The sequence below is a fragment of the Paraburkholderia nodosa DSM 21604 genome (assembly GCF_000519185.1).
GTDB classification, from domain to species: Bacteria; Pseudomonadota; Gammaproteobacteria; order Burkholderiales; family Burkholderiaceae; genus Paraburkholderia; species Paraburkholderia nodosa.
In genome coordinates this window covers 45,564-66,466 of sequence record NZ_JAFA01000041.1, presented here as the reverse complement: position 1 = coordinate 66,466, position 20,903 = coordinate 45,564, and the positions used below count along the sequence as shown (strand labels likewise).

Annotated in this window: 22 protein-coding genes; 12 read left to right on the top strand and 10 right to left on the bottom strand. The window is 66.9% G+C overall.

Annotation, left to right across the window (positions count from 1 at the left end):
- Positions 1-5: 5 nt before the first annotated feature.
- Positions 6-710 carry an SDR family NAD(P)-dependent oxidoreductase gene (locus tag A3CW_RS0136825; RefSeq protein WP_028208006.1) on the bottom strand — a complete coding sequence of 235 codons (705 nt, stop codon included), beginning with the start codon at positions 708-710 and terminating at the stop codon, positions 6-8.
- A gap of 127 nt (positions 711-837) precedes the next feature.
- Here A3CW_RS0136825 and A3CW_RS0136820 point away from each other — a divergent pair, with 127 nt between their 5' ends.
- Positions 838-1,791: a LysR family transcriptional regulator gene (locus A3CW_RS0136820; protein WP_028208005.1), complete on the top strand. Its 954-nt coding sequence runs from the start codon at positions 838-840 to the stop codon at positions 1,789-1,791.
- A gap of 11 nt (positions 1,792-1,802) precedes the next feature.
- Here A3CW_RS0136820 and A3CW_RS0136815 read toward each other — a convergent pair whose 3' ends face one another.
- Positions 1,803-2,720, bottom strand: coding sequence for a LysR family transcriptional regulator (locus A3CW_RS0136815; protein WP_028208004.1), 918 nt, complete (start codon positions 2,718-2,720; stop codon positions 1,803-1,805).
- 231 nt (positions 2,721-2,951) lie between these two features.
- On the opposite strand from A3CW_RS0136815, the gene A3CW_RS0136810 reads away from it, so the two are divergent.
- The gene (locus A3CW_RS0136810) at positions 2,952-3,815 is read left to right on the top strand and encodes an NmrA family NAD(P)-binding protein (protein ID WP_028208003.1); all 864 of its coding nucleotides are present in this window, start codon (positions 2,952-2,954) and stop codon (positions 3,813-3,815) included.
- Between the two features lie 116 nt (positions 3,816-3,931).
- Positions 3,932-4,645: a GNAT family N-acetyltransferase gene (locus A3CW_RS0136805; protein ID WP_035515039.1), complete on the top strand. Its 714-nt coding sequence runs from the start codon at positions 3,932-3,934 to the stop codon at positions 4,643-4,645.
- A gap of 13 nt (positions 4,646-4,658) precedes the next feature.
- On the opposite strand, the gene A3CW_RS0136800 is transcribed toward A3CW_RS0136805, so the two are convergent.
- A complete protein-coding gene (locus tag A3CW_RS0136800) occupies positions 4,659-5,624 on the bottom strand; it encodes a GlxA family transcriptional regulator (protein WP_028208001.1) in 966 nt (321 codons plus the stop codon).
- 109 nt (positions 5,625-5,733) lie between these two features.
- On the opposite strand from A3CW_RS0136800, the gene A3CW_RS0136795 reads away from it, so the two are divergent.
- From A3CW_RS0136795 to A3CW_RS0136755, 9 genes are all read left to right on the top strand, one after another.
- Positions 5,734-6,027 (top strand): hypothetical protein, encoded by a 294-nt coding sequence (locus A3CW_RS0136795; RefSeq protein WP_028208000.1) that lies wholly within the window; start codon positions 5,734-5,736, stop codon positions 6,025-6,027.
- A gap of 33 nt (positions 6,028-6,060) precedes the next feature.
- On the top strand, positions 6,061-6,582 hold the full coding sequence (locus A3CW_RS0136790) for a BON domain-containing protein (protein ID WP_245623842.1): 522 nt from the start codon (positions 6,061-6,063) through the stop codon (positions 6,580-6,582).
- A gap of 156 nt (positions 6,583-6,738) precedes the next feature.
- A complete protein-coding gene (locus A3CW_RS0136785) occupies positions 6,739-7,614 on the top strand; it encodes a GNAT family N-acetyltransferase (RefSeq protein WP_051481957.1) in 876 nt (291 codons plus the stop codon).
- Positions 7,615-7,631: 17 nt separating this feature from the next.
- Positions 7,632-8,558, top strand: coding sequence for a 2-hydroxyacid dehydrogenase (locus tag A3CW_RS0136780; RefSeq protein WP_028207997.1), 927 nt, complete (start codon positions 7,632-7,634; stop codon positions 8,556-8,558).
- Positions 8,559-8,760: 202 nt separating this feature from the next.
- Complete coding sequence (locus A3CW_RS0136775) at positions 8,761-10,179, top strand: aspartate aminotransferase family protein (RefSeq protein WP_028207996.1); 1,419 nt, start codon at positions 8,761-8,763, stop codon at positions 10,177-10,179.
- A 44-nt stretch (positions 10,180-10,223) separates the two neighbouring features.
- Positions 10,224-10,724 (top strand): Lrp/AsnC family transcriptional regulator, encoded by a 501-nt coding sequence (locus A3CW_RS0136770; protein ID WP_028207995.1) that lies wholly within the window; start codon positions 10,224-10,226, stop codon positions 10,722-10,724.
- Positions 10,725-10,890: 166 nt separating this feature from the next.
- The gene (locus A3CW_RS0136765; RefSeq protein WP_028207994.1) at positions 10,891-12,363 is read left to right on the top strand and encodes an NAD-dependent succinate-semialdehyde dehydrogenase; all 1,473 of its coding nucleotides are present in this window, start codon (positions 10,891-10,893) and stop codon (positions 12,361-12,363) included.
- Positions 12,360-13,325, top strand: coding sequence for a M14 family metallopeptidase (locus A3CW_RS0136760; protein WP_028207993.1), 966 nt, complete (start codon positions 12,360-12,362; stop codon positions 13,323-13,325). The genes A3CW_RS0136765 and A3CW_RS0136760 overlap by 4 nt, the downstream gene beginning before the upstream one ends.
- Positions 13,326-13,362: 37 nt before the next feature.
- Entirely contained in the window at positions 13,363-13,707 is a 345-nt protein-coding gene (locus A3CW_RS0136755) for a cupin domain-containing protein (protein WP_028207992.1), read from the top strand.
- Positions 13,708-13,731: 24 nt separating this feature from the next.
- On the opposite strand, the gene A3CW_RS0136750 is transcribed toward A3CW_RS0136755, so the two are convergent.
- The 7 genes from A3CW_RS0136750 to A3CW_RS0136720 are packed head-to-tail and all read right to left on the bottom strand — an operon-like array spanning position 13,732 to position 20,823.
- Positions 13,732-14,094: a helix-turn-helix domain-containing protein gene (locus A3CW_RS0136750; RefSeq protein WP_035515036.1), complete on the bottom strand. Its 363-nt coding sequence runs from the start codon at positions 14,092-14,094 to the stop codon at positions 13,732-13,734.
- 2 nt (positions 14,095-14,096) lie between these two features.
- Complete coding sequence (locus A3CW_RS48810) at positions 14,097-15,266, bottom strand: NAD(P)/FAD-dependent oxidoreductase (protein WP_035515034.1); 1,170 nt, start codon at positions 15,264-15,266, stop codon at positions 14,097-14,099.
- Entirely contained in the window at positions 15,263-16,738 is a 1,476-nt protein-coding gene (locus A3CW_RS48805) for an FAD/NAD(P)-dependent oxidoreductase (RefSeq protein ID WP_081771991.1), read from the bottom strand. Before A3CW_RS48805 ends, A3CW_RS48810 begins: the two co-directional genes overlap by 4 nt.
- On the bottom strand, positions 16,717-17,037 hold the full coding sequence (locus A3CW_RS0136735) for a (2Fe-2S)-binding protein (protein WP_028207990.1): 321 nt from the start codon (positions 17,035-17,037) through the stop codon (positions 16,717-16,719). The genes A3CW_RS48805 and A3CW_RS0136735 overlap by 22 nt, the downstream gene beginning before the upstream one ends.
- A complete protein-coding gene (locus tag A3CW_RS48800) occupies positions 17,034-18,917 on the bottom strand; it encodes an ABC transporter ATP-binding protein (RefSeq protein WP_081771990.1) in 1,884 nt (627 codons plus the stop codon). The genes A3CW_RS0136735 and A3CW_RS48800 overlap by 4 nt, the downstream gene beginning before the upstream one ends.
- Complete coding sequence (locus tag A3CW_RS0136725; protein ID WP_028207989.1) at positions 18,914-19,870, bottom strand: ABC transporter permease; 957 nt, start codon at positions 19,868-19,870, stop codon at positions 18,914-18,916. The genes A3CW_RS48800 and A3CW_RS0136725 overlap by 4 nt, the downstream gene beginning before the upstream one ends.
- Positions 19,867-20,823 carry an ABC transporter permease gene (locus A3CW_RS0136720; RefSeq protein ID WP_028207988.1) on the bottom strand — a complete coding sequence of 319 codons (957 nt, stop codon included), beginning with the start codon at positions 20,821-20,823 and terminating at the stop codon, positions 19,867-19,869. The genes A3CW_RS0136725 and A3CW_RS0136720 overlap by 4 nt, the downstream gene beginning before the upstream one ends.
- Between the last annotated feature and the right edge of the window lie 80 nt (positions 20,824-20,903).

The window sequence follows — 20,903 nt, the reverse complement described above, 5'->3', positions numbered from 1 at the left end:
ATGGCTCACCAGGGAACGACTCTCCCGAGGTAATCGAGGTAATGCAGGCCGGTGCGGCCTTCGTACGCTTCGATCGTGCTGACCAGGTTGGGGATGCTCTCCTCGATGCCCAGGCGCGCTTGCGGGCCGCCCATGTCCGTGCGTACCCATCCCGGCGCCATGAGCAACAAGGTTTTCGCTTCGTCTTGATGGCGCGCCGCATAGCTGCGCATGAACATGTTCAGCGCGGCCTTGCTGCCGCGGTAGACCTCATGGTTGCCATTCGTGTTGTTGCTCACGCTGCCTTGCCCGGACGACATGACGCCTATCGTCCCGGCCGGCTGCACGAGGTCCTGAAATGCCTCGACGACGCGCATCGGACTCAACGCGTTCGTCACCATCACGCGAACGAACTCATCGGTTGAGACATCTGCAATCGTTTCACGATGGTCATTCGTGACGCCGGCGTTCACGAAGAGCATGTCCACCCGGCGATCCTGAAGGCGATCGTGGAGTGCCGCGACCTGCTCCGGCACCGTAATATCGACCGTGTCGACTTCGAGCGCACCTTGCGAGGCCCGCGCCGCCTGCGCAAGCCGGCCCATCGAGCCCGCCCTGCCGGTGGCGATCACGCGCCAGCCGCGCTTGAGATATTCCTCGACCATGGCGAAGCCAAGCCCCCGCGATGCGCCGATGAGAAGGACCGTCTTTGAGAGTGGTGATTCCTGCATGGCTATTTCCCTGTATTCAGTGGATATGGGAAATATAGTGGCGCCTCAGACATGGCGGAAGACGCATGCCTTGCAGCTATAAGTTGCACGGAACGCCATGCCAAAAAAACCCGTGCTAGCATCGGGCATGTCTGAACCCGACCTGAATCTCCTCATCGCGCTCGACGCATTGCTCGACGACGGCAGCGTGGTCGGCGCAGCGCGTCGACTGGGGTTGAGCGCCTCGGCAATGAGCCGGACCTTGACCCGCCTTCGCGAGGCGACCGGCGACCCGCTCCTCGTTCGCGCCGGCCGCGGCATGGTGCTCACCCCGCATGCGCAGGCGCTGCGCGAGCGCACGCAAAACGCGGTTCACGAAGCACGCGCCGTCCTTGTGCCGTCGGCCGCCGAGCCCGATCTCGCCACCTTGCAGCGGACCTTCACGATTCGCGCCAACGACGGTTTCGTAGAAGCCTTCGGCGCGCCGCTCATCGCCGCGGCTACGGCGGTCGCGCCATTCGTGCGCTTGCGCTTCGCGCCCAAGGCGGAGAAGACTTCGACGCATTTGCGCGAGGGTTCGGCCGACCTCGAGATCGGCGTGCTCGGAGAGATGGGTCCGGAAATTCGCGTGCAGGCGCTCTTCAGGGACCGCTTCGTGGGCGTCGTCAGAACGGGCCATCCGCTAGCGCTGGAGCGCGGGCCGAGCGCCGAACGGTATGTCGCTTTCGGGCACGTTGTTGCGTCGCGAAGCGGCCGCGGCAGCGGACCGGTCGATGTTGCATTGGCCGCGCTGGGACTGGAAAGAACGATCGTCGCCGTGGTGCCCAGCTTCCCTGCCGCGCTAGCCGTGGCGCGCGCTTCCGATCTGATCGCGCTCGTGCCCGGATCGTTTCTGTGCAATCACCGTGAACAACCGCAGGACCAACAGGACGAACTGCACGAATCGCCCCAGTCCGCTGGAATCCACGTTTTCGAGCTGCCGGTCACGACCGAAAAAATCACGGTGTCGCAGATGTGGCATCCGCGCATCGAGGCCGATCCCGTCCATCGCTGGCTACGGCAACTCGTGCTCACGGTATGCCGGCAACGCGTACCGCTGTGATGTCGCCGCAATCAATGCGCCGCGGCCCAGGCGACGATGAAATCGATGAATGCGCGCGTCTTCGCGGGCGTGTAGTGCCGCGACGGATAGTAGACGTATAGCGGGAAGCGTTCGTCGGGCCAGTCGGGGAACAGATTCACCAGCCTGCCATCGGCAATCAGAGGCTCGGCGCCGAGAAGCAGCATTTGCGCAATGCCGGAACCGGCCAGACACGCATTGAGCAAGGCGCCCGGATCGTTCACTGTGAGCCGCCCATGCGTCGCCACCACGACATCCTTGCGCTTGCGATGAAACTCCCAGGGATAGGGCTTGCCTGTCTCGGGGTCGCGGAATTCGAGGCACCGGTGAGTGGGGCCTTCGAGATCTTCGGGGCGCAGCGGCCTGCCCCAGCGCGATAGATAGGCCGGCGCCGCGACCGTCACGACGGCGGTATCGAGCAGCTTGCGGGCAACCAGCGTGGAGGATCGCGGCTTGCCGAATCGCATCGCGACATCGAATCCCTCCGCCACCAGGTCGCCAAGACTATCTCTCGCGATCAGTTCGATCTCGAGTTCGGGATGGGCGTCCATGAACCGGTCGAGATCCGCGCCGAGAACTGCCCGATAGCACACCGGGTCCAGATTCACCCGCAGCCTGCCGCGCACCGCCGACGCATTGCCCGATGCCGCGATGGCCGCTTCCTCGAGCCCCGCGAGATGCGGGACGACCTGCTCGTAGAAACGGCGCCCGCCTTCGGTCAGCGAAATCGAGCGCGTCGTGCGATTGAAGAGCCGGATATCGAGCCGCTTCTCCAGCCGCGCAATCGCGCGGCTCACGCCTGGCGGCGACATGCCGAGCACGTCTGCCGCGGCGGCAAACGTCCCCGCATCGACGACGGCGGCAAACACGCTGATCGCGCCGGAAATGTTCTCGAGTGTCGTTGTTCTCAATGTCGTCGTTCCAATGGCAGCCGGCATGGCGGCCCTAAAGCAGCCTTTGGCGATGATGGATCGGCCATCCGATTCGTGCGCGCGAGTCACTGATCTAGTGCCCTTCGCGGCATTTAGCTTCGGCCGCCATGCGTCCAGAATGCGTCTCACCGAAACGGAACCAGGCAGCACCTTGCTGCCATCGTGTTCGGCTTTTTCGACAATCTCGTCGTCGCATGCGGAGGGTTTCAAGTGTACGCAATTACAGGCATTACCGGAAAAGTGGGCGGTGCGCTCGCCCGTGCACTGCTGGCATCGGGGCAACCGGTGCGGGCAGTCGTGCGCGACGCTGCGCGCGCCGCGTCGTGGCAAGCACAAGGCTGCGAGCTGGCGACGGCAAGCATGGAAGACGCCGCAGCGCTTACCGCTGCATTCAGCGGCGCGCAGGGCGTGTTCATCCTGCTGCCTCCGCAGTTCGATCCCTCGCCGGGTTTTCCGGAATCACGCGCGGTCATCGATGCCGTTTGCACCGCGATCCACAACGCACGGCCCGCGAAAGTCGTTTGTCTCTCGACCATCGGCGCGCAGGCACAAGAGAGCAATCTGCTCACGCAACTGTCGCTGATGGAGCAGGCGCTAGCCGCGCTGCCTGTGCCCGTGACTTTCCTGCGGCCTGGCTGGTTCATGGAGAACGCTGCGTGGGATGTCGCGTGCGCGCGCGACAACGGCGTGATCGAGAGCTACCTGCAACCGCTCGACCACGCCGTCCCGATGGTCGCGACCGCGGACGTCGGCCGCCTCGCCGCCGACTTGCTCCAGCAGACATGGAGCGGCACACGCGTGGTCGAGCTGGAGGGGCCGCGCCGCGTGAGCGCCAACGACATTGCTTCCGCGTTTGCCCGCGTGCTTGGCAGGCCTGTGCGCGCGGTGGCGGTGAACCGGCAGGAATGGGAGTCGCGCTTTCTGGCACAAGGCATGAAGCACCCCTTGCCGCGTATGCGCATGCTCGACGGATTCAACGAGGGCTGGATCTGTTTCTCCAAGCCCGCCGATGAAATCCTTCGCGGGGACGTCGAACTGGACACCGTGCTCGAAGCGCTCGCAAGCGGTGCGTGACGAAAGGCATTGGCGGGAATAACGCCAAAGTTGGCGCGTTCGGCCGTGGTCCGCCGAACACGCCTCGTCTAGACTATCGTCACAAACCGTCCACATTCTCTATGGAAGCGCGAATCATGTTCGATGTGCTGGCAACGAAACCTGCGGGCAGCACAACCGCGCTGGACAACGTGCCAGGGCACGCGCTGACCGGCCGCCAGCGCCATCTCGCCGTTGGGAACGATCGCGCAGTGCGGTATGTGCCCGCCGTCGCCCCCTTTGCGGCGATGTCGGACACCACGCCTGAATCGTTCGACGCCTTGCGAGGACTGATCGAAGAGCACGCACCCGTTGCCCTGACCACGCTGGATGCCGTGGAGCCGCCCGCCGGCTTCGCGCTGATCCGGCACGCCACGCTGCTGCAAATGGTCTGGCAAGGCCAACCGCTTGCGCCCACCGCGCTGGAGCACGTGCGGCTAACTGAGCATGACGTGCCTGAGATGCTCGCGCTGGCCGCGGCAACGCAGCCCGGCCCGTTTGGCCCGCGCACCATCGAATTCGGCGGCTACCTTGGCGTGCGCAGAGAGGGCAAACTCGTCGCCATGGCCGGCGAGCGCATGAAGATCGAAGGGCATACCGAAATCAGCGCCGTATGCGTGGACCCGGCCTTCAGGGGGCAAGGGCTCGCGGCGGGCCTCATGCAACTGCTGATGGCGGCAATCAGCGCGCGCGGCGAGACACCGTTCCTGCACGTGCTGACGTCGAATCACGGCGCCATTTCCATCTATCGCACCCTGGGCTTTGTCGAGCGCCGCGAGATGCATCTCACGGTGCTTGGCGTCGCGCCATAGAAAAGCCGCCCGTTCACAACAAGTCGGCACGCAGTTCCCGCACCCCTCTTCCCAACCGCTGCCGCAACAGGCTGCGCAGCGTCGCGCCGTCGCCGTAACCGACTTCGGCGGCGATCCTTTCCAGGTCGAGCTTGCCGCTGCGCAGCAGCGACTGCGCGTGCTCGACCCGCAAATCCTGAAAGTACGCCAGCGGCGACTTGCCGAGCACCTCCTGGCAGCGGCGCTGCAATGAGCGCGAGCTCGTTGCCAGCGCCTTCGCGGCGTCCTGCAACGAGAATCCCGACTTGAGATTTTTCCTCGCCCATTGTTCGAAGCGCTGAATGAGCGGATCGGCCTGCGCCAGATGATTCGGAATGATGTACGGCGCCTGCGAAGAGCGGATGTCGGCCAGCAGATAGCGCGATACGAGCGATGCCAGCTCGGGGCTCGCCGAGCGGATCAGCCAGAGCGCGAGATCGAGATGCCCCATGGCCGCGCCGGCCGTCACGCCAATATCCGAAGGCACGAGCATGCGCGCTTCGTTCAACTGAACATGCGGATAGCGTTGCCGGAAGAACGGCGCGAGCGACCAGTTGGTCGTGGCTTCGCGATGATCGAGCAGCCCCGCCTCCGCGAGGATGAACGTCCCCACGCACGAAGCACCGACTCGCGCGCCCCCCGCTTGCCATTCGAGCAAACGCGCCATGCCCTCTCCGACGTCGCGGCGCTCGAACGACTGCATCAGGTCCTGCGCAGATAACGTCACCAACGCCGGCACGATCACCCAATCGGGCTTCGCGTCCGGCGCGACCGGCTGCACCGGCACCGCGAGGCCGTGAGCCGAGCGCACCCGCTTTCTCACCCCCACGAGCGTGACGTCGAAACGCGGAACGCCGCCCATGGTCGCGGCCGAAAGCTTGTTTGCGACCGAGAACGCGTCGAGCGTAACGGAGAGCCCGGTATCGAAAACGCCGTCAAGAGCCAGGACAGCAATGCGCATGGCGTAAATGCCTCTAAAGTTGTCGTTTGTGACAGTACAGCCGACGAGACCCCAACGATACACTCAATCGTGTTGCAAGTCGCAACAAACATTGATCAAGGAGATTGTCATGAAGGTTCTCGCCATTGGATCGATCGTCAAGGAACTCACGCCCGCGCAGCGCGACGAGATCATGCCGCACGAAGTGCCGGCCACGCTCAAGCTCTACCTGGACGACAAAATCGAGCAGTACTGGTTTCGCCAGGACAAGCCGGGCGTGGTGTTTCTCATGAGCTCGGGCTCGGTCGACGATGTGAAGGCCACGCTGGATACGCTACCGCTTGCCCAGGCCGGCATCCTCGCGTTCGATCTGCTGCCGCTGGGCCCGCTCGCGCCGCTCGGGCTGCTTCTTCAAGGAAAGTAAGCGCTACGCAGGAGCGCCGTCCACGCATGCACCATGGGTTGTCGGCGACCTCCTGGCAGCCTTCTTCTCCTCGCCAAAGATTTCACCTACAACGTACTGATCCGCCGCTTGTTTTCGATGCTGTCGGGCGGCGGGCGCGGAACCTTGGGGAACCTGCAGAACCTGGCAAAGGGAAGAAGGATGAAAACTAACGGTAAAAGCCAAATCGCCCGCGCGCTGGTGCTCGTGGCCATCGCGAGTTGCGCGGGCTATGCGCACGCACAAACGGCCGCGAGCGCGCCCGGCGACGCCTCCGCTCAAGAAGGCGCGCCCGCGCAGTCGGGCCGTTCGGACAGTGCGTTGGTGCGTGACGTCCGCCGGGCCTTCACGCGCACAACAGGGCTGAATTTCGCCAACATTCACGTCACGGCGCGTGACGGCGTCGTCTCGTTGACGGGGTCGGTACCGCACAAATCGCAGATCGCGCGGGCCGGCGACGCGGCCGGGTCGGTGAACGGCGTCACGTCGGTGTCGAACCACTTGACCGTGCGTACGGCCCGCGGCAGCGGGCCTTGATCCGCGCACTCACAAGCAGGCCCAGAAGCAGGCCCAGAAGCAGGCTCAGAAGCAGGCTCAGAACCGGATTCGATCGGCCGCACAGCAGGATCGTCCTATTCCTGGCGCGCGCGTCCTGTCAAAGTAAGCCATCGACCTTCGATCAAGGAGCCCGCCGTGTCCGGCCAGCCTGCGTCCTCGAGCCTCGTCTGCGAGACTTTCTCCGAATCCGACATCGAGGGCGCCCACGCGCTTTCCCTGCAATTCCGTTGGCCGCATCGTAGCGACGACTGGCGTTTCGCCGCCGCGGCCGGGCAAGGCTTCGTGGTTCGCGAAGGCAAGACCGTGGTGGGCACCGCACTATGCTGGCCGTGGGGCAAACATGGCGCGACGCTCGGGCTCGTGATCGTCTCGGCCGACCAGCAAGGCCGCGGCATCGGCCGGATGCTGATGGAGCGGCTGCTTGACACGCTGGGAACGCGCATGACCGTGCTGCACGCCACCGAAGCCGGCCAGCCGCTCTACGAAAAGCTCGGCTTCAGGAAGATCGGCCTGCTGCATCAGCATCAGGGCGACCGCTTTGCGGCGCCGATTGTCGAGCCGCCGCCGGGCGAGCGTTTGCGGCCGCTCGAACCGGGCGATAGGCCGCGCCTCATCGAACTCGCGTCGCGCGCGAGCGGGCTCGACCGCAGCGCACTCGTGCCGCCGCTGCTCGATGTGTCCCAGGGCGTCGCGCTGGTGCGTGGCGACACGGTGCTCGGCTTCGCGCTGTTGCGCCCGTTCGGCCGCGGCCATGCGATCGGGCCGGTGGCCGTCGCCGCGGACGATGGATTGCACATGCAGCGCGCCAAAGCGCTGATCGCCAACCGCCTGGCCGCCAACGCGGGCGCCTTCACGCGCCTCGATACCCCCGACGAGCAGGGCCTCGGCCCCTGGCTCGAATCGCTCGGCCTCGCGCGCGTCGACACGGTCGTGAAGATGTCGCGCAACGGGGCGCCCGCGCACGATCCGGGCGTGCTGCAATTCGCCATCGTCAATCAGGCGCTAGGCTGAGCGCGGGAATCGCTTTCATGACGCTCCTCTACAAAGCCGACCCCGAGCGCGGCAAGCAGTGGGCGCAGCTTTTCGCGCACAAGGCGCCCGAGATCCCGTTCCGCCTCTGGCCCGATACCGGCGACCCCGCCGCCGTACGTTATCTCGCGGCGTGGCAGCCGCCCGAGGACCCCGCGCGCACGCTGCCCAATCTCGAAGTGATCTTCTCCGTGGGCGCGGGCATCGACCAGTTCGATCTTTCCGGCGTGCCGGAGCACGTCGCCGTGGTGCGCATGATCGAGCCGGGCATTGTCGAGGGGATGGTCGAGTACGTGACGCAGTCGGTCCTGACCATCCATCGCGATCTGTTCGACTACGCGCTGCAACAGCAGCAGCGCGTGTGGCGCGCCCTGCCCGTGCGCGCCGCCGCGTCGCGCCGCGTTGGCGTGCTGGGGCTCGGCATGCTGGGCAGCGCGGTGCTCGAACGCCTGCGCCTTTTCGGCTTTGCATGCGCGGGCTGGAGCCGCTCGCCGCGCGCCTTGCCCGGCGTGGAATGCTACGCGGGCGCCGAGGCGCTCGACGCCTTCCTCGCGCGCACCGATATCCTCATCTGTCTGCTGCCGCTCACTGAAGCCACGCGCGGCCTGCTCGACGCCACGCTCTTCGCGAAGCTGCCGCAGGGCGCGTCGTTCATCAACGTCGGGCGTGGGCCGCAACTGGACCAGCAAGCGCTGCTCGACGCGCTCGATCGCGCTCACCTGCGCAATGCGATTCTCGATGTCGCGGACCCCGAGCCGCTGCCGCCGGAGCATCCGTTCTGGACGCATCCACGTGTGCGCCTCACGCCGCACATTGCCAGCGCCACGCGGCCCGAAACGGCCGTCGATGTCGTGCTCGAGAACATCCGCCGTCACCGCGACGGCGTGCCGATGCTCGGCCTCATCGACCGGACGCGCGGCTACTGAGGCTCGTGACCGCGCCGGGGGTACAGCACAATATGCTGCGGCCCCCGATCAAAACGCCACAAACACGCTATTTCGCGAATGATTTGGCGAAACGCGCACCGGTATCGGCCCGGTAGCATGGAACGGTGAATCAACGGCCAGCCAACGCCCAATCAACGGCCAGGCGCCGCACTCCTCTGACTCATCAGCCAGGAACCGAACCATGCCGAATCGCTCGCTCATTGAAGCCGACCGCAAACATCTGATCCATCCCGTCGTGAACTACCGCGCGCACGAAGCGCGCGGCGTGACCGTGCTCGAATCCGCCCAGGGCGTGTTCCTGCGCGACGCCGCTGGCAACGAACTGCTCGACGCATTCTCCGGCCTCTGGTGCGTCAACACGGGCTACGGCCATCAAAGCATCGTCGAAGCCGCGGCGCGCCAGATGACGCGCCTGCCCTACGCCACGGGCTATTTCCACTTCGGCTCGGAGCCCGCCATCGAACTGGCCGCGCTGCTCGTCGAGCGCGCGCCCGCATCGCTGCAGCACGTGTACTTCACGCTGGGCGGCTCGGATGCAGTCGATTCGGCGCTGCGCTTCATCACGCACTACTACAACGCCACGGGGCGCCCCGCGAAGAAGCACATCGTCGCGCAGGAGCGCGGCTATCACGGCTCGTCGGCGGTCGGCGCGGGGCTGACTGCGTTGCCCGCGTTCCATCGCAACTTCGACTTGCCGCTCGCCACGCAGCATCACATTCCCTCGCCCTATGCGTATCGCAGCGAGCATGCGGACGACGCGGCGCTCATCGCCGCTTCGGTCGCGGCGCTCGAAGCGAAGGTCGCAGCACTCGGCGCCGAAAACGTCGCCGCGTTTTTCTGCGAACCGATCCAGGGTTCGGGCGGCGTGATCGTGCCGCCCGTTGGCTGGCTGAAAGCCATGCGCGAAGCGTGCCGCAAGCTCGATATCCTGTTCGTCGCCGACGAGGTGATTACGGGCTTTGGCCGCACGGGTCCGCTCTTCGCCTGCCAGGCCGAAGACGTCGAGCCGGATCTGATGACCGTCGCCAAGGGCCTCACCGCAGGCTACGCGCCGATGGGCGCCGTGCTGATGTCGGATGCCCTTTATCAAGGCATTGCCGATGGCGACGCCGCCGCCGTGATCGGCCACGGCCACACCTATTCGGCACACCCGGTGAGCGCGGCCATCGGCCTCGAAGTCATGCGTCTCTATCACGAAGGCGGCCTGCTCGCGAACGGCGTTGCGCGCGCGCCGCGCTTCGCTCAGGGGCTCGACGCGCTGCTCGCCCACCCGCTCGTGGGCGACTCGCGCCACCGCGGTCTGCTCGGCGCGCTCGAACTCGTCGCCGACAAGGAGAGCAAGCAGCGCTTCGACGCAGCGCTCGGCCTGCCCGATCGCATCGCCGCCGCCGCGTATGGCAACGGCCTCGTGTTCCGCGCGTTCGGCGACGGCATTCTCGGCTTCGCGCCCGCGCTTTCGTACACCGAAAGCGAGTTCGACCTGCTGTTCGAGCGCCTCGAAAAAACGCTCGACGACGTGCTCGCGCAGCCCGAAGTGCGCGCGGCATTGAAGGCCGGAAACGGGACGAAGAATGGGGTCAGCGCCCGTGTCGCCGCGTGATACCATCACTCGACACTTCGACATGCAGGGCCGCCCCCATCGCGATGAGCAACGACTGCAAGCTGGACCGAATCGATCTGCGCATCCTCTCGCAACTGCAGAAGCGGGGGCGCATCACGAATGTCGAATTGGCCGACGCAGTCGGGCTATCGCCAAGCCCCTGCCTGATCCGCGTAAAACGTCTGGAGAAGGCGGGGTTCATCGTCGGCTACGGCGCGCAGATCCAGCTGGAAAAGCTGGGCGACGTGCAGATGGTGTTCACCGAGGTCACGCTCGCCGACCATCGCCGCGAGGACTTCATCAAGTTCGAGAAGGCAATACGCGAGGTGGACGAGGTGGTCGAGTGCCATCTCGCGAGCGGCGGCTACGACTATCTGCTGAAGTTCGTCGCGCGCAGCGTGAGCCATTATCAGAGCATTGTCGAGGGGCTGCTGGAGCGCGATATCGGCATCGAGAAGTACTTCAGCTACGTGATCATCAAGACGGCGTTCATCAAGACGCATTACCCGCTCGAAACGCTGTTCTCGCAGAACCTGCATTCCTGAGCATGGGCGACGCACGTGAGGCACGCGCCTCGCGCTCCTGCGTCCCGCCTCCGTATTCTCGCGCGCGCTGCGCGCCGAAACCTCGCGGCTTCGGCGCGCTCTTCGTGCGCGCGCGCTTCCCGGCATCGAACCATCTTCCTCCGCATGTGCGGAAAGGAATCGGCATATGACTACGCGTTATCCCTTGAGCGCGCTGATTCGCAGCGACAATTTCATCGACGGGCAATGGGTGAGCGCGGCCTCCGGCACGCGCTTCGCCGTGACCGATCCCGCGACCGGCAAAACGATCGCCGAGGTCGCCGATAGCGATGCGAACGACGCACGCGCCGCCACCGACGCCGCCGCCCGCGCATTCCCCGCCTGGCGCGACACGCTGCCCGCAGAACGCGCCGCCGTGCTGCGCCGCTGGCATGCGCTGATCGTCGCGAACGCCGACGAACTGGGTCAGCTGATCTCGCTCGAACAAGGCAAACCCCTGCACGAGGGTCGCGGCGAAGCGATGTATGGCGCGTCTTATGTCGCCTGGTTCGCCGAGGAGGCCACGCGTATCTACGGCGATCTCATCCCGCAGCAGCAGCGCGGCAAGCGCATGAGCGCGGTGAAGGAGCCCGTTGGCGTGGTCGCGGCGATCACGCCCTGGAACTTCCCGCTCGCGATGATCGCACGCAAGATCGCCCCCGCCCTCGCCGCCGGCTGCACGGTGGTCGGCAAGCCCGCCGAGGACACGCCGCTCACCGCGCTCGCACTCGTCATGCTCGCGCACGAGGCGGGTGTGCCGCCCGGCGTGCTCAATCTCATCTGCGCATCGCGCGAGCGCGGCGTGAGCGCCGTCGCCGACTGGCTCGCGGACGCCCGGGTGCGCAAGATCACCTTCACTGGCTCGACGCCCGTGGGCAAGCATCTCGCGAAGGAATCGGCGGGCACGTTGAAGAAGCTCTCGCTCGAACTGGGCGGCAACGCGCCGTTCATCGTGTTCGACGACGCGCATCTCGACGCCGCCGTTGAAGGCCTCATGGCCGCGAAGTTCCGCAACGGCGGCCAGACCTGCGTGTGCCCCAATCGCGTGTACGTGCAAGCGGGCGTGTTCGAGCGCTTCGCCGACAAACTCGCCACGCGCGTCGCGGCTTTGAAAGTCGCGCCCGCGACCGACCCCGCCGCGCAGATCGGCCCGATGATCAACGCGCGTGCGGTAGAAAAGATCGCCCGCCACGTGGACGACGCGGTGAGCCGCGGCGCACGCGTGCTCACGGGCGGCAAGCGCCTGAGCGAGCTGGGCGCGAACTGGTACGCGCCCACCGTGCTCGCGAACGCCACGCCCGACATGCAGCTAAGCTGCGAAGAAACCTTCGGCCCCGTTGTGCCGCTGTTCCGCTTCGACGACGAAGCCGAGGCGATCCACGCAGCCAACGACACACCGTATGGCCTCGCCGCCTACTTTTACAGCCAGGAAGTGCGCCGCATCGATCGCGTCGCGCGCCAGCTCGAAGCGGGTATCGTCGGCATCAACGAAGGCGCGCTCGCTAGCGAAGCCGCGCCGTTCGGCGGCGTGAAAGAATCGGGCTATGGCCGGGAAGGCTCGAAGTACGGGCTCGACGATTACCTCTCCATCAAATACCTCTGCCAGGGAGGGCTTGCATGAGCAGCTATCCGATCGAAGTCGCGTTCCCCGACATCGCCGCGCACGAGCGCAGCGAAACGGGCATCCCTTATGTGCATACGTTCGACTCGGGCGCGCCCGGCCCGCATGTGATGATCAATGCGCTCACGCACGGCAACGAGGTGTGCGGCGCAATCGTCGTCGATGCGCTGCTGCGCGCGCGGCTGCGGCCGCGACGCGGCAAGCTCACGCTCGCGTTCGCGAACGTGGAGGCCTACCGCCGCTTCGACCCCGCGCACCCCGACGCCGCGCGTTTCGTCGATCAGGACTTCAATCGCGTGTGGACCGGACTGGACGACCTCGCGCGCGATTCGAGCGAACTGCGCCGCGCCCGCGCGATGCGGCCCGTGATCGACGACGTCGATCTGCTGCTCGACCTCCATTCGATGCACGAGAAGTGCATGCCGCTCATCGTCGCGGGGCCGCTCGCCAAGGGCGTCGAACTCTCGGCGCGGCTTGGCGCGCCGGCCACCGTCATATGCGACGAGGGCCACCCGGAAGGCCGCCGCATGCGCGATTACGAAGGCTTCGGCGACGCGGCGAGCGCGAAGAACGCGCTCTTGATCGAGTGCGGACAGCACTGGGAAACGAGCGCCGTGACCGTGGCGCGCGATGTCACGGCGCGCTTTCTGCTTCTCGCTGGCGTGGTGGAAGAAGCGGATCTGCCTGCCGACTGGCTGCAACCGCTGCCGCCGGAAATGCGCGTGGTGCGCGTGACTGAGCCCGTGGTGGCGAAGAGTATGGACTTCCGTTTCGCGGGCGATTACACGGGCCTCGAAGTGTTCCCTAAGGCCGGCGCCGTGATCGGCTGGTCCGACGGCGTGCCGGTAGTGACGCCCTACGACGACTGCATTCTCGTGATGCCTTCGCTGCGCCAGTTGCGCCCCGGCGTGACCGTGGTGCGGCTCGGCAAGATCGAGCAACGCATCGTTCAGAAGCGCTGAAGCGCCTCTTCCCTTTATTTAGTCTAACGAACTAATGATGAAAGTTCAGCAGATCACGCAAAGCGTCGACATGCAGGCGCTCGAAGACTGGGGCACGGCGGGCACACCCGGCTCGCAGGCGATTCGCGTTTCGGGCGTGCAGAAGGTGATTCCGGGCACGGAGGCCATCGACACCGGTCTTTTCGAATGCACGAGCGGCACCTACCGACGCTCGGTGAAAGAAGCGGAGGTCATGCATATCCTGAGCGGCAGCGGACGCTTCACGCCCGACGGCGAGGCGACAGTGCATTTTCGCGGCGGCGATACGCTCTTCTTCGCCGCCAACACGGAAGGCACGTGGGAAGTCGACGAAACGATGCGCAAGGTCTACGTCATTCTGTGACGCGCGACGCAGGACAGAAGACGCTCAAGCCGCTTCGAGCGCCTTCGCCTGCTGCAGGAAGGCGCTCGGCGTGACACCGCAAAAACGCTTGAAATGGCGCGCCAGATGGCTCTGGTCGAAGAAACCGACCTGCGTCGCGACCACGGCGCCCGGCACGCCTGCCAGCAGCAATAGCTGCGCGCGGCGCACGCGCACCTCGCACAGGTACTTGTAGGGCGAGAGGCCGACCTGCTGACGAAACACGGTAGCGAATCGCGAGACGCTGAGCGCCGATACCTCGGCCAGTTCGGCGAGGCTCACGGACTTGTCGAAATTCGCGTCGATATACGCCAGCGCATCGCGAAGCGGAGTGACTGGCGCGGCAACGAATGCATTCGCGTCATGCATGATCAAGCCTCGCTGGCCGTCGATGCGCTCACGCCGACAGCCGGCGCCGCGCGCCCGAAGCGCGCAATCGCAAACGGTTCGAGCGGTATGTCGGTCGCGCCGGCATCGAGCAGTTCCGCGAGCGTCTCGCCCACGCCCGGCCCGATCTGGAAGCCCGAGCCGCTAAAGCCGAACGCATAGAAAAGCCCCTCCGTCGTCGAACTCGGGCCGATCACCGGCTCCGAATCCGGCAGGTAGCTTTCCACGCCGCTCCACACGCGGATCACATGCAGCGGCGCGAGCGCAGGAACCATCCGGCGGAACTGCGCGATCTGCTGCACAGTGTTGCCGGGCAGCACGCCGGCGCGGCGCGTGCCGGCGTCGGCAGGCCCCGGAGCGCCGCCGCCCAGCACGAGGTTGCCGCGCGGAATCTGCCGGAAGTACACGCTCTCTTCCTTGATCGACGTGTAGACGCCCATCGAATGCATGAAGCGGTAGGGCACGGGCTCGGTCACGGCCATTTGCGGGCCGCGCGCGACGAGCGGCACCGGCTCGCCGAATTGCGCGGACAAGGCGCCCGCCCACGCACCCGCACAGATAAGCAGTTGCTCGGCGCGCCACACGGCGCCCGTGGCGCTCTCCACGCGAAAGCCGCCCGCTTCCTTTTCCACGCGCACGATTTCAGCGTTCTCCACGAGGGTCGCGCCGAGCCTCGCGGCGGCGCGGCCGAAGGCCGGTGCGGCCAGACGCGGATTGGCGTGGCCGTCGCGCGGCGAGATAGAGGCGGCCAGCACCTCGCGGCCCAGGAACGGAAAGCGCTTGAACAACGCGGCACCTTCGAGCACTTCGAGATCGAGCCCGTAGGCGCGCGCCTGCTCGGCGTAGCGATGAAAGTATTCGGCGTCGTGTGCGTGGTAGCACACGCGCGTGTGGCCGGAAGGCAGAAATTCGACGTCCTCGCCAAGCAGCGACTGCGCGCGATACCAGATATCGAGCGCGCGATTGGACATGGCAAGCTGCGAGAGTGCGCGTCCCTGGCGGCGCACGCCGCCGAAGTTCACGCCGCTCGCCTGCTGGCCCGTGAGCCCACGTTCGATCAGGATCACTGAGCGCTTGCGACGGCTCAGGAAGAACGCCGTGGACGTCCCGATGATGCCGCCTCCAATCACGATCACATCGGCGCGATCCGTCATTCGCTGAACTCCTTTGTGCGGCATGCGCCGGGCTGCGTTTGCGCGGCAAGCGCCGCGCCGTCCTGCGCTTCGTCGATGCCATTCCCGCCAGCGCTCAGCGCCATCGTCAGCGGCTTGACCGGCGCCTGCCCGCGCAGCCGGCCCACGGCTTCCAGCGGCACATGCGCCTCGGCTGCGATGACTTCGGCCCCTGCGTGCGCGCAGAAGCGGCCCTGGCAGCGCCCCATCCCTACGCGTGAAAACGCCTTCGCGCGATTCGCTTCCGTGGCGCCCGTCTCGCGCACCACACGGCGCAATTCGCCCGCCGTGATGGCCTCGCAGCGGCACACGACGGTGTCGTCCGGCAGCGTCGCCGCGAAATGCGCGGGCCACGGAAAGGCATTGCGCAAGCCTTGTGCGAAGCGTGTGAAACGTGCGAGTTCAACCCGCAGTCTTGCCGCTTCGGCGAGTGTTCCGTTCGATGAGCCCGCGCCCGCATCCTGCAATGCCGCCAAGGCGGCGAGCCGCCCCGCGCGCTCGGCCGCGTCGGCGCCGCGCACGCGTGCGCCGTCGCCGGCCAGATAAACGCCCGCCACGCTGCTGCGGCCGTCCTGATCGATTTCGGGCAGCCATTGCCGCGCGGCTTGATCGAAATGGAACGCGCAACCCGCGAGATCCGCGATTTGCGTTTCGGAGCGCAAGTGATAGCCCAGCGCGACGGCGTCGCACGCCACGCGCGCTTCGCGGCTGTTCGCGAGTTTCACGCGCACCGCCGTCACGCCGTGCTCGGGCGAGCCTTCGATCGCAAGCGGCATCACGCCCCGATGCATCGGCACACCCGCGCGGCGCAGCGTGCGCAGGAGCGCCATGCCCTTGCGCAGCGTGGCGGGCACTTGCAGCAAATCGGGCAACGCGCGCATGCGCTGGCCGAGGGTGGATGTATCGAGCACCGCGCTCACCGTTGCGCCCGCTTTCACGTACTGCGCGGCAACGAGGTAAAGCAGCGGGCCGGTGCCCATCATGACGGTGCGCGCGCCGATGGCGCAACCCTGCGACTTCAGCGCGACCTGCGCGCCGCCCAGGCTATAGGCGCCCGCCAGATGCCAGCCCGGCACCGGCATGAGCCGGTCGGTCGCGCCGCTGCAGACGATCAGCGCGTCGAACGCCAGTTCGTGGTAGCGCGCGCCGCTCGCCAAATGCACGGACTTCGGCCCGACGTTCCAGACGAGCGTGTCGGGCAGGTAGTCGATCTGCGAGCGCAGCGCGTCGAAGTCGCGATGCAGCGACGCCGCGCGTTCGGCCTCGGTGCCATAGAGCGTTGCGTAGCTGCGCTTGAAGCCTTCGGGCTGACGCCGATAAATCTGCCCGCCGTCGCGCCGCCCTTCATCCACGACGACGGGACGCAGGCCCGCCGCGACCAGCGTCTGCGCCGCGCGCACGCCGGCCGGTCCCGCGCCGATCACGACTACCTTCAGTTCTGCGTGCGCGGCCATACGCCCTCCCCGGTAAGCGCGTTGCGCGTGACGATCGACATGCCCGGCGCAGCCGGCGTCGTGCAGGCGCGCAGCCGCTCGCCCTGCGCGGTCCACACCCAGCAGTCCTGGCACGCGCCCATCAGGCAGAAGCCGGCGCGCCGCCCCTCGTCGAACTCGCAGTCGCGCAGCGCGTCCTGCGTGGCGAGCAGCGCGACCATCAGCGTGTCGCCCTCGGCGGCCTGCGACACGCGGCCGTCGATCTCGATCTCGAAGGTCGGGCGGCCCGCTTCCGCCACTCTCACGAAGCGTGCACTCATGCGGCCGCCCTCTTGGTGGATTGGGTGGATTGGGTGGATTGCGTTGCCTGCGCGACTTGCGCAGCCTGTGCGGTCTGCAGGCGCTCCAGCTCCGCTGTCGTGTGATGGCAAAGGATCTGCGCGCCGCTCGGCAAGCGCTTCATCGCGGGTGCCGACACATTGCACGCGCCATCGATACGCACCGGGCAACGCGCTCGGAACGCACACAGGTCGCGCACCTCGGCCGACGCCCCGAGCGGCGGAAGTGCCGTGCCCGCCACGGCGCGCCGCGCGTCGAGCCAGCCCGGCTGCAGGGCCGGCACCGAATCGACGAGCAAACCCGTGTAGGGGTGATAAGGCGGCGCCTCCAGCACGTCGCGCTGGCCCGCTTCGACGCACTGGCCGCCATACAGCACGACGACGTCGTCGCAGATCGCGCGCACCGTTGAAATATCGTGGCTGATGAACATGTACGAGACGCCCAGTTCGCGCCGCAGTTCGGCGAGCAGGTCGAGAATCGCCGCGCCAACGACGGTATCGAGCGCGGACGTCACCTCGTCGCACAGAATGAGCGCTGGCTCGGCCGCAAGGGCGCGGGCCAGGTTCACGCGCTGCTTCTGGCCGCCCGAGAGACCGCCCGGCTGACGCTTCGCAATCGATGCGGGCAGCTTCACGAGATCCAGCAGTTCGAGCATGCGCTTTTGCGCCCGCGCACCGCGCAGGCCGTGATAGAAGCACATGGGCCGCGCGAGGATATCGGCAATCGTGCGGCTCGGGTTGAGCGCCGTGTCGGCGTTCTGGAACACGATCTGGATGCGCCGGTACTGGTCGGGCGTGCGCGCCGAAAGCGTCGCGGGCAGCGGCACGCCGTCGAGCAGCACCTCGCCGCTCGCGCGCTCGACCAGCCCGGCCACCACGCGCGCGAGCGTCGTCTTGCCCGAGCCCGATTCGCCGATCACGCCCAGCGCACTGCCGCGCGGGATGCGCAAGCTCACATCCTCCAGCACGCGCACGGCGGGCACCCCGTTCGCGTCGACCCGGCCATAGCCCGCGATCAGGTTGCGCACTTCGAGCAGCGGCACCTCGGCGGCGGGCGGCACGGCGGGCGGACCGGGGTCGGGGTGGCGGCGCGCGGCCAGCAGCGCGCGCGTGTAATCGTCGGCGGGGGCGTCGAGCACCTGGAGCATCGTACCGTTTTCGCGCACCGCGCCATTGTTCAGGACGACGATACGATCGGCCATCTGCGCAACGACCGCGAGATCGTGCGACACGTACACGGCCGTCGTGCCCAGCTCCCTCACGACCTTGCGAAAGGCCGCGAGCACTTCGATCTGCGTGGTCACGTCGAGCGCCGTGGTGGGCTCGTCGAACACGACCACGGCGGGATCGGTGATCAGCGCCATCGCCGCCATCAGCCGCTGCAGCTGGCCGCCGGATACCTGGTGCGGATAGCGCGCGCCGATCGTCTCGGGCGAAGGCAGCGCGAGCGCGCGAAACAGGCTCACCGCCTTCTCGCGCGCCGCTGCCGGCGACATCAGCTTGTGCAGCAGCGCGGGCTCGGTCACCTGGTCCATGATCGTGCGCGCCGGATTGAAGCCCGCCGAGGCGCTCTGTGCGACATAAGCCACGACGCGCGCACGCAGCGCACGGCGCCCGCGTTCGTCGAGCGCGAGCACATCCTTATCGCCGATCTTTACGCTGCCGCCCGCAATGGCGCAGCCGTCGCGCGCATGGCCGAGCAGCGAGAGCGCGATGGTGGTCTTGCCCGACCCCGACTCGCCGATCAGCGCAAGCACTTCGCCCTTCTTCACCGTGAAGTCGACACCCTTGACGATCTCGACGACCGCATCGGGCGCCGCGCCCGCGACCACACGCAGGCCCGTCACTTCGATCATGTTCATTTTCCGCCTCCATGCGCGCGGCCGCCGTGACGGCGCAGGCTGTCGATCAGCAGGTTCACGCCCACGGTCAACGTCGCGATGGCGACGGCCGGCATCAGCACGGCGGGCGCGCCTTCCGCGAGGCCGCCAATGTTCTCGCGCACCAGCGAGCCCCAGTCCGCGTCCGGCGGCTGCACGCCGAGGCCGAGGAACGAGAGGCCGGAGAGCAGCAGCACGATGAACACGAAGCGCAGGCCGAAGTCGGCGAGCATGGGGTGGATCATGTTCGGCAGCACTTCCACACGGGCGATATAGAACAGCCCTTCACCGCGCGCCCTGGCGACCTGCACGTATTCGAGCGTCATCAGGTTCACGGCCAGCGAGCGCGAGATACGGAACGCGCCCGGAATATAGGCGAGCGCCGCGACGGTGATGAGCATCGGCACCGACGAGCCGAACGCCGCGATCACGACGAGCGCGAGCACCTTGCTAGGAATGGAGATCAGCGCGTCGAAAATGCGGCTCAGCACCTCGTCGATCCAGCGCGGCGCGACCGCCGCAAGCAGTCCGAAGAATGTGCCGATACCGCTTGCGAGCAGCGTTGCTGCGAGCGCGAGGCCCACGGTGTACTGCGTGCCGTAGAGCACGCGGCTCAGCATGTCGCGGCCGAGGAAATCGGTGCCGAGCAGATGCGCCGCGCTATACGAGCCGAAGATCTCCGTGGAGGTGATCGCGCCGCCCTTGTACGGCGCGACGAGCGGCCCGATGAAGGCCACGCCGAGCCAGAACACGACGATCGCAAGCCCGATCAGGCCGAGCACCGACAGGCGCCCGACGATGCGGCGCAGCGGCGAGCGCGGCGGCGTGGGAACGTCGCCCGGTACGTCCTTGACGACGTCGGCGGCGGACCGCTCCTCGCTCTCGCTAGTCGCGTAGAGCACGGTCGCGGCATGAGATGTGGCGGGTCGGTTCATCGTTGACGCAGCCTCGGGTTGGATACGATTTGACACAGGTCCGCGATCAGCACGAGCACCAGATACGCGGCGCAGAACACCATCACGCAGCCCTGCACGAGCGGCAGGTCGCGGTTCGTCACGGCGTCGACCATCAGGCTCGCGAGGCCCGGATAGTTGAAGATCGACTCCACGATCACCACGCCGCCAAAAAGATACGAGAGGCTCAGCGCGACGGCATTGGCGATCGGGCCGATCGTGTTCGGCAGCACGTGGCGCAACACGATGCGAGCGGGCGACGCCCCCTTCAGGCGCGCCATTTCCACATAGGGCGCGCTCAGCTGGTCGAGCACGGCGGCGCGCGTCATGCGTGCCATCTGCGCGACGATCACGCAGCACAGCGTCATGACCGGCATCGCGTAGATGCGCAGGAGCGTGCCGAACGAGTCCACCTCCGAGAGGTACGAGAGCGCGGGCAGCCAGCGCAGCTTCACCGCGAAGATCAGCACGGCGATGGTGGCGACCAGAAATTCGGGCACGGCCACGGCGGAGAGCGTGAGCACGTTGAGCACGCGGTCGAGCAGCGAGCCGCGGAACACGGCGGAAAAGATGCCGATAGCCAGCGCCAGCGGCACCGAAACGACCGTGGTGAGCCCCGCGAGCACGAGCGAGTTCGGCAGACGCGTGGCGATCAGTTCGCTGACCGGCTGGTTGTTCGACACCGACGTGCCGAAGTTGCCGGTCACGGCCTGCAGGAGCCAGTGAACATATCGCGTGAGCGCGGGCTGGTCGAGGCCGAACTGGTGCCGAAGCGCGGCCACCTGCTCAGGCGTGGCCGCCTGGCCGAGGGCCTGCTGCGCGGCGTCGCCGGGCAAGAGGCCCGTGAGACCGAACACGATTGCCGAGACGATCAGCAGCGTGAGCAGCGCGAGACCGAGACGCGCGGCAATGAGACGTTGCGCGTGAGCTTTCATCGGATGTCGCCTCCCTGAGCATCATGAAGCGGGGAATCGGTGGCCGGGCGCACATCCAGGCGCACACCGGCCGCACACAT

Bases quoted from the DNA above. Each gene is read 5' to 3' on its own strand.
- A3CW_RS0136790 (WP_245623842.1), top strand. From the start codon at position 6,061: ATGGGTTGTCGGCGACCTCCTGGCAGCCTTCTTCTCCTCGCCAAAGAT.
- A3CW_RS0136765 (WP_028207994.1), top strand. From the start codon at position 10,891: ATGACTACGCGTTATCCCTTGAGCGCGCTGATTCGCAGCGACAATTTC.
- A3CW_RS0136720 (WP_028207988.1), bottom strand. From the start codon at position 20,823: ATGAAAGCTCACGCGCAACGTCTCATTGCCGCGCGTCTCGGTCTCGCG.
- A3CW_RS48805 (WP_081771991.1), bottom strand. From the start codon at position 16,738: ATGGCCGCGCACGCAGAACTGAAGGTAGTCGTGATCGGCGCGGGACCG.
- A3CW_RS0136805 (WP_035515039.1), top strand. From the start codon at position 3,932: ATGTTCGATGTGCTGGCAACGAAACCTGCGGGCAGCACAACCGCGCTG.
- A3CW_RS0136800 (WP_028208001.1), bottom strand. From the start codon at position 5,624: ATGCGCATTGCTGTCCTGGCTCTTGACGGCGTTTTCGATACCGGGCTC.
- A3CW_RS0136750 (WP_035515036.1), bottom strand. From the start codon at position 14,094: ATGCATGACGCGAATGCATTCGTTGCCGCGCCAGTCACTCCGCTTCGC.
- A3CW_RS0136770 (WP_028207995.1), top strand. From the start codon at position 10,224: ATGAGCAACGACTGCAAGCTGGACCGAATCGATCTGCGCATCCTCTCG.
- A3CW_RS0136825 (WP_028208006.1), bottom strand. From the start codon at position 710: ATGCAGGAATCACCACTCTCAAAGACGGTCCTTCTCATCGGCGCATCG.
- A3CW_RS0136820 (WP_028208005.1), top strand. From the start codon at position 838: ATGTCTGAACCCGACCTGAATCTCCTCATCGCGCTCGACGCATTGCTC.
- A3CW_RS0136775 (WP_028207996.1), top strand. From the start codon at position 8,761: ATGCCGAATCGCTCGCTCATTGAAGCCGACCGCAAACATCTGATCCAT.
- A3CW_RS0136760 (WP_028207993.1), top strand. From the start codon at position 12,360: ATGAGCAGCTATCCGATCGAAGTCGCGTTCCCCGACATCGCCGCGCAC.
- A3CW_RS0136725 (WP_028207989.1), bottom strand. From the start codon at position 19,870: ATGAACCGACCCGCCACATCTCATGCCGCGACCGTGCTCTACGCGACT.
- A3CW_RS0136780 (WP_028207997.1), top strand. From the start codon at position 7,632: ATGACGCTCCTCTACAAAGCCGACCCCGAGCGCGGCAAGCAGTGGGCG.
- A3CW_RS0136795 (WP_028208000.1), top strand. From the start codon at position 5,734: ATGAAGGTTCTCGCCATTGGATCGATCGTCAAGGAACTCACGCCCGCG.
- A3CW_RS48810 (WP_035515034.1), bottom strand. From the start codon at position 15,266: ATGACGGATCGCGCCGATGTGATCGTGATTGGAGGCGGCATCATCGGG.
- A3CW_RS0136735 (WP_028207990.1), bottom strand. From the start codon at position 17,037: ATGAGTGCACGCTTCGTGAGAGTGGCGGAAGCGGGCCGCCCGACCTTC.
- A3CW_RS0136755 (WP_028207992.1), top strand. From the start codon at position 13,363: ATGAAAGTTCAGCAGATCACGCAAAGCGTCGACATGCAGGCGCTCGAA.
- A3CW_RS48800 (WP_081771990.1), bottom strand. From the start codon at position 18,917: ATGAACATGATCGAAGTGACGGGCCTGCGTGTGGTCGCGGGCGCGGCG.